We start from the raw sequence: 7,060 nt of genomic DNA, 5'->3' as shown, positions 1-7,060 counted from the left end.
TCGCCTTTGGTTGTAAACACTTGTTCTAGTTGGTATAATTTGTAACCCAAGCTTAATAATTCTGTGTTTTTTACAACGACTTCATTAAAATAATCTCTGCTTACGGCGTAAGGTGCTATTTCAGTATAGTTTTTCTCAAATTCAGCTAATAAGTTACCATATTCGTTTTGTTTGCCTATTGCAATGACTTTTTGTTTCAACTCTTTTTCAAAATTTTGTTTGATGCCAATCGCATTCGATTTTTTCAAACCTTGACTTTCGCCAATCCATTTTTTCCAATAATTGGCTACACCAGCATATTTTGAAGCATACTGAATCTTGATGGCATTGTCTTTTCGCATGAAGCCATCTTGTACTTTTAGCGCTGCATCACGAATTTCTATTTTTGCAGGATTGGTTTCATTTACAATTTGTGCTACTGCAAACGATGGTAAATATTCCTGCGTTTTACTAGGATAACCCATAACCATTGTAAAATCGTCTTCCTGAATACCATCTAGAGAAACTGGTAAAAAGTGTTTTGGTGTATAAGGAACATTGTCTTTAGAGTATGCTGCCGGGTGGTTATTTTTGTCAGCATAAATCCGAAACATCGAAAAATCGCCTGTATGACGTGGCCAAACCCAATTATCCGTATCAGATCCAAATTTACCAATTAAACTTGGTGGAGCGCCAACCAAACGAACGTCTTTGAAGGTTTCTGTTACAAATAAAATGTATTGATTTCCTTCAAAAAAAGTTCGTACTTTGTTTTCTTGCCAAGCTTCTTTTGTAAAACTTCCAGAAACCTTAGTTATATTTTCCTGAATTTTCTTTTGTTTTTCTGCTTCCGAAGTAATGGCTGCAACACCATCTAAAACTTGAGCAGTTACATCATTGATACTTACAATAAATGTTACCACTAAATTCTCGTTTGGTAATTCGTCTTCCATTTTCATTGCCCAAAAACCATCGGTTAAATAATCGTGTTGAATAGAGGAATGGTTTTGAATAGCATCGAAACCACAGTGGTGATTGGTAAGAATTAATCCTTTTGGGGAAATTACTTCCGAAGTACAACCACCATTAAAATGCGGAACGGCATCTTTTAAACTAGAATGATTTACTGAATAAATATCATCGGCAGAGATTTTCATACCCAAGTTTTTCATCTCTGTTTCGTTCATTCCGTTTAGTAACGAAGGAATCCACATACCACCTTGCTGCGCTTGTGTTTGTATGACAAATAATAGGAGGAATAGTTTTAAAAATTTCATAAGTACTGTTTTTTTTGAAGGTTGCAATGTAAGAATTTAATTTATTTGGGTTATTTTTTTTAAGTTTTGATTAAGAAATATGTTTTAAAATAATATCTGTCGCTCCTTTATTCATATTTACAAAAGTGTTGCAAATATGTCCTTTTTCAAATCTTTCATCGGGATTTTGAATTAAATTATCGAAAATTTCATTCAATTCTTTTTGATTAGAAATAGAAACACAACCCGTCATGTTGACTAAAGCTGTTGCTTCTGCAAAATGAGAAAAATTTGGACCAATAACAATCGGAACACTAAAAGTAGCAGGTTCTAATATGTTGTGAACACCAGGATTTCCGAAACCGCCGCCTACATAAGCAATATCTGCGTAAGAATATATTTTAGTTAAAATTCCAATGGTATCAATAATAAATACATCAAAATTAGAGAGATCTTGATTGTCTTTTTCTGAAAATAAAATAGATTTTTTAGTAATTGAATTTTTTAATTCCTGAATTTGCTCCGACTTAATATTATGTGGTGCAATAATAAATTTCACCTCATTTGAGGATTGATTAATATAATTTATCAATAAACTTTCGTCTTTTGGCCACGAACTTCCAATAACAATTGTTATCGTATTATTTTTGAATTGTTCTATAAAATCTAATGAATTGTCACGTTCTAAAATAGAAGCTACTCGGTCAAAACGCGTGTCTCCAGAAATTTTTATATTAGTAAAACCAATACTTTGCAATAGTTTTTTAGAACTTTCGTTTTGTACAAAAAAGTAATCAAAAGCTTGTAAGGCATTTCTATAAAAGCCACCATACCATTTAAAAAAAGATTGCTTTTCTCTAAAAATACCCGAAATTAGATAGGTTTTGATATTCTGTTTTTTGAGTTCATTCAAATAATTAGGCCAATATTCATATTTGATAAAGAAAACCATTTCTGGATGCACTAATTTTAAGAATTGTTGTGCATTATTTTTAGTATCTAAAGGCAAATAAACCGTAACATCAGCAACCGTATTGTTTTTTCTAACTTCATAACCAGAAGGAGAAAAAAAAGTAACCACAATTTTGTGAGCAGGAAATTTTTCTTTTATTTTTTCAATTACTGGCAAACCTTGTTCATACTCTCCTAGAGACGCAGCGTGAAACCAAATGGTTTTATCTTCTGAGTTTATTTTGCTTTGTAAAGTTGTAAAAACAGTTTTTCGACCATCAACAAAAAGCTTCATTTTTGGACTGAAAATAGCAACAATTTGCAATAAGAAATTAGCAATATAAACGATAAAATTATATAGGAAAAGCATATCAAAATATTTCTGATGCTAAAATACACTTTCTTTTAATTATGTTTGAATTCATTCTTCTAAAATTCCTATTTTTGTATTCAATATTAGACTTTGTCATAAATAAAAAAGATGAAAAAAATTCAAATGGTTGACTTAAAAAGTCAGTACGAAAAAATAAAAGATACAGTAAACACTTCTATTCAAGGAGTTTTAGATACAAATACTTACATAAACGGACCAGAAGTCCACAAATTCCAAAAAAATCTTGAAGAATATCTAGATGTAAAACATGTGATTCCTTGTGCAAACGGAACCGATGCTTTGCAAATAGCTATGATGGGACTGGGTTTAAAGCCTGGTGACGAAGTGATTACTGCCGATTTTACCTTTGCAGCCACTGTCGAAACTATTGCACTTTTGCAATTAACACCTGTTTTAGTCGATGTTGATAGGTACAATATGAATATTAATATTGAAGCCATTAGAAAAGCAATAACACCCAAAACAAAAGCCATTATTCCGGTACATTTGTTTGGTCGTGCTGCTAATATGGAAGCGATCATGCAAATTGCAAACGAGCACAACCTTTTTGTAATCGAAGATAATGCACAAGCTATTGGAGCCAATTGCAAATTTTCTGACGGCACAAAAAAGAAAGCTGGAACAATAGGTCATGTAGGAGCAACGTCATTTTTTCCGTCTAAAAACTTAGGTTGTTATGGTGACGGTGGCGCTATTTTTACAAACGATGATGACTTAGCACACACGCTTCGAGGTATTGTAAATCACGGAATGTATGTACGTTACCACCACGATGTTGTAGGAGTAAATTCTCGTTTAGATAGTATTCAAGCGGCTGTTTTGAATGCAAAATTACCACTTTTAGATACGTATAGTAAAGCTCGTCAAGATGCGGCTAGAAAATATTCAGCAGCTTTTGAAGGACATAAAAATATTGTAGCGCCAAGCATTTGCGAGATTTGCGATTGCCATGTTTTTCATCAATATACCTTACGAATTATCGATGCGGACAGAAATGGTTTGATGGATTATTTGTTAAGCAAAGACATTCCATGTGCGATTTATTACCCAATTCCGTTGCATTCTCAAAAAGCCTATTTAGATTCGAGATATAAAGAAGAAGACTTTCCGGTAACTAATCAATTAGTTCAAGAAGTGCTGTCGTTGCCAATGCACACAGAACTTGACGACGAACAAATAAAATTTATAACCGATTCTGTTTTAGAGTTTTTAAAATAGGTTGATTTGGTTATTCGTTGATTTGTTCAATCGAATAACCAAATCAACGAATAACCAAATCAACATTTCATGAAAATACTAGTAACAGGAGGTCTCGGATTTATAGGTTCTCACACCGTTGTCGAATTGCAAAATGAAGGTTTCGAAGTAGTAATTATCGATAATCTTTCTAACTCGTCTGAAGAAGTCCTAAAAGGAATTGTTGCCATTACAGGTAAAACACTTTTGTACGAAAAATTAGATTTAAGAGAAAAAACATCGGTACGAGATTTCTTTAAAAAACATAATAATATTGATGGTGTAATTCATTTTGCAGCATCAAAAGCAGTGGGGGAAAGTGTCGAAAATCCTTTGTTGTATTACGAAAACAACATTAACACCTTGGTTTATATCCTGCAAGAATTGCAACAAAAAACCGAAGCTAATTTTATTTTCAGTTCCTCTTGTACCGTTTATGGCCAGGCCGAAAAAATGCCCATTACAGAAAATGCACCCATACAACCAGCCATTTCTCCATACGGAAACACAAAACAAATAGGCGAAGAAATTATTACAGAAGTTTGTAAAGTCAGTACTATAAATTCGATTTTATTGCGCTATTTTAACCCGATTGGAGCGCATCCAAGTGCCGAAATTGGTGAATTGCCTATTGGAATTCCACAAAATTTAATTCCGTATATCACGCAAACAGGAATAGGTTTGCGTCAGGAATTATCGGTTTACGGGGATGATTATCCAACGCCAGATGGGACTTGTATTCGAGATTATATTCATGTGGTCGATTTAGCAAAAGCTCATGTTATTGCGTTGCAACGTTTATTAAATAAGAAAAACGTAGATAAAGTAGAAACTTTCAATCTAGGAACTGGGACAGGAAGCTCGGTTTTGGAAGTTATCACCACTTTCGAAAAAGTTTCTGGAAGAAAATTACCATACAAAATAGTTCCTCGAAGAGAAGGTGATATCGTTTCTGCTTATGCCAATACCGATAAAGCCAATACTGTTTTAGGTTGGAAAGCACAATCTACATTAGAAGAAGCTTTAGGAAGTGCTTGGAAATGGGAACAAAAAATTAGAGGTTAGTTTTGTGAGCCTTTGCGAAAACAGTTTTTTGTCTAAAAGGCTATTATCTTAAAAGTATGAACCAAAATACGGATTTTAAATTATTATTCTGCCTAATTGTAGTTGCAGTTGTTTGGGGAACCACTTATTTTGGTATTCGAGTTGCTGTCGAAACGATTCCACCTTGGTACATTACTTCGATGAGACAAGGTTTGGCTGCATTAATTATACTTTGTATTTTACTTTACAAAAAAGAATTGTCTTGGATTGGCTGGGAAAATTTTAAAGTTCAGTTTGTACCAGCAATATTAATGATTGTTATCGCCAATGGTTTTACCACTATTGCCGAAAAAAGTGTTCCAAGTGGTTTAACTTCAATATTAAGTGCTTTATCTCCAGTTGTTATTTTTATTGGAAGCATTTTATTTGGGTTACAAAAACCAAGTATCAAAGGTTTTATTGGAGTTATTGTTGGTTTTCTTGGTGTTGTTTTTATCTTTAGAGATGGGCTTGGAGCTATTTTAGACCCAAATTATAAAACTGGAATTCTGTTTTTGAGTATCGCCATTTTAAGTTGGTCGGCAGGAACCGTTTATTCTAAAATGCACATTCATAAATCTAATAATATTGCACTCAATTTGTTTTATCAATTTGCTATTGCAGCTATTATTCAGTTATTTCTGGCACTTATATTTTCTCCAAATGTAGATGTTAGTTTATGGAGTTTTAGAAGTGTTTTTGCAACCTTATATTTAGCCATTTTCGGATCGGTTTTGGCATTTTTCTGTTATTTATATGCCTTAAAAAGAGTTACAGCTATTCAAGTTTCAATCTTAAATTATATTAATACCATTATTGCAGTTTTCTTGGGTTGGTTGTTTCTTGACGAAGTAATTACTAGTGATTTTATTATTGCAACAGCGTTAATTATTCTGGGTGTTTTTATCATTAATTATAAAAAGAAAGAAATTTAGAAATTAAAAAATTTCTCATGTTAATTCATAAAGTCTAATTACTTTATTTTTAATAATAAATTAGGATCTGGACAATTTACTGAGTAATATTCTAGATTTTTTATATTGCAAACACCCGGATAATCACCAGTTTTGTTTTCCATATCAATTATAATTTGAAAATGTAAGTGTGGTGCATAATCACCATTTATTGGTGGGAGACCAAGATTAGCAATTTGTTCGCCTTTTTTTACTAAATCACCTACATTTTTACCTATTAAGCTAGCTTCACTCAAATGCCCATATAATGTATGAAATTTAATATTTTCAATTTCATGTTCTATAATAATTGTTGGACCATAATCGCCTAATGCGGTGTTATTCTGAAAACTGTGAATTTTTCCATCTAAAGCAGAATAAATTGCAGCTTGTTCGTTTATCCATAAATCTAAGCCAATGTGTATATTTCTTTCGTCAGTATTTTGGCTATTGAAAACAAAACTTCTTTTGTATAAATTTCGAGTTTCTATATAGCCACCATAAGCTATTTTACTTTTATTATTATCTAAGTAGTTTTGAATGAAAATTTCATAATCTGCTGCAGTTTCTAAACTGTGTCTTTCTAATTCGGCATTTGCAGTTGATAAATCTAAAGCAATATATTCGGAATAATCAATATTAGAAGCAATAACTTTTGAGGTTTCAATTTTATTAAATAATTCAAGTATTTTTGACATGTGTTAGTTGTTTGATTTTCAAATATAAAAAATCCTCACAAATAAATTTTATGAGGATTGTATTTAAATTCGATTTAAAAATTAAGCCGAAAAGGTTTCTACTTCTTTATCAATTTTTCCAACCAAGCCAACCAATACTTTTCCTGGACCTACTTCGGTAAATAAAGTGGCACCATCTTGTATCATTTGTTGTACAGATTGTGTCCATTTTACAGGAGCAGTCAATTGTATAATTAAGTTTTTCTTAATTTCATTTGGATCAGAAACTGCCCTTGCAGTTACATTTTGATATACGGGACAAGTAGGAGTAGAGAAAGTTGTTGCTTCAATAGCTGCTGCTAATTCTTCACGAGCGGGTTCCATCATTGGAGAGTGAAATGCACCACCAACAGGTAAAATTAAAGCTCGTTTTGCACCTGCTTCTTTCATTTTTTCGCAAGCCAATTCTACGGCTTTATATTCACCAGAAATAACCAATTGTCCAGGACAGTTATAATTTGCTGCTACCAC

At 32.5% G+C, this 7,060-nt stretch carries 7 protein-coding genes; 3 read left to right on the top strand and 4 right to left on the bottom strand.

What is annotated here, in order from left to right; all coding sequences use genetic code 11:
* Nucleotides 1–1,256, bottom strand: a 1,256-nt coding sequence (locus ACHZC3_RS12215) for a S46 family peptidase (RefSeq protein ID WP_394760143.1), incomplete at its 3' end; no start/stop codon positions are given.
* 70 nt (nt 1,257–1,326) lie between these two features.
* Nucleotides 1,327–2,556 carry a 3-deoxy-D-manno-octulosonic acid transferase gene (locus ACHZC3_RS12210; protein ID WP_394760142.1) on the bottom strand — a complete coding sequence of 410 codons (1,230 nt, stop codon included), beginning with the start codon at nt 2,554–2,556 and terminating at the stop codon, nt 1,327–1,329.
* Nucleotides 2,557–2,667: 111 nt separating this feature from the next.
* On the opposite strand from ACHZC3_RS12210, the gene ACHZC3_RS12205 reads away from it, so the two are divergent.
* The 3 genes from ACHZC3_RS12205 to ACHZC3_RS12195 all read left to right on the top strand — a co-directional run bounded on the left by ACHZC3_RS12205 (nt 2,668) and on the right by ACHZC3_RS12195 (nt 5,834).
* Nucleotides 2,668–3,798, top strand: coding sequence for a DegT/DnrJ/EryC1/StrS family aminotransferase (locus ACHZC3_RS12205; RefSeq protein WP_394760141.1), 1,131 nt, complete (start codon nt 2,668–2,670; stop codon nt 3,796–3,798).
* Nucleotides 3,799–3,867: 69 nt separating this feature from the next.
* On the top strand, nt 3,868–4,881 hold the full coding sequence (gene galE / locus ACHZC3_RS12200; RefSeq protein ID WP_394760140.1) for a UDP-glucose 4-epimerase GalE: 1,014 nt from the start codon (nt 3,868–3,870) through the stop codon (nt 4,879–4,881).
* Nucleotides 4,882–4,937: 56 nt separating this feature from the next.
* Entirely contained in the window at nt 4,938–5,834 is an 897-nt protein-coding gene (locus ACHZC3_RS12195; RefSeq protein ID WP_394760139.1) for a DMT family transporter, read from the top strand.
* A gap of 38 nt (nt 5,835–5,872) precedes the next feature.
* Here ACHZC3_RS12195 and ACHZC3_RS12190 read toward each other — a convergent pair whose 3' ends face one another.
* Both ACHZC3_RS12190 and ACHZC3_RS12185 read right to left on the bottom strand, forming a co-directional pair.
* Nucleotides 5,873–6,550, bottom strand: coding sequence for a peptidoglycan DD-metalloendopeptidase family protein (locus tag ACHZC3_RS12190; RefSeq protein ID WP_394760138.1), 678 nt, complete (start codon nt 6,548–6,550; stop codon nt 5,873–5,875).
* An 81-nt stretch (nt 6,551–6,631) separates the two neighbouring features.
* Nucleotides 6,632–7,060: ACP S-malonyltransferase (locus ACHZC3_RS12185; protein WP_394760137.1), on the bottom strand; the 429-nt coding region annotated here is incomplete at its 5' end.

The organism is Flavobacterium sp., from assembly GCF_043720215.1.
Taxonomy (GTDB): Bacteria; Bacteroidota; Bacteroidia; order Flavobacteriales; family Flavobacteriaceae; genus Flavobacterium.
Note: the sequence above shows the minus strand (reverse complement) of the source record. Positions and strands in the feature narration are given on the sequence as shown.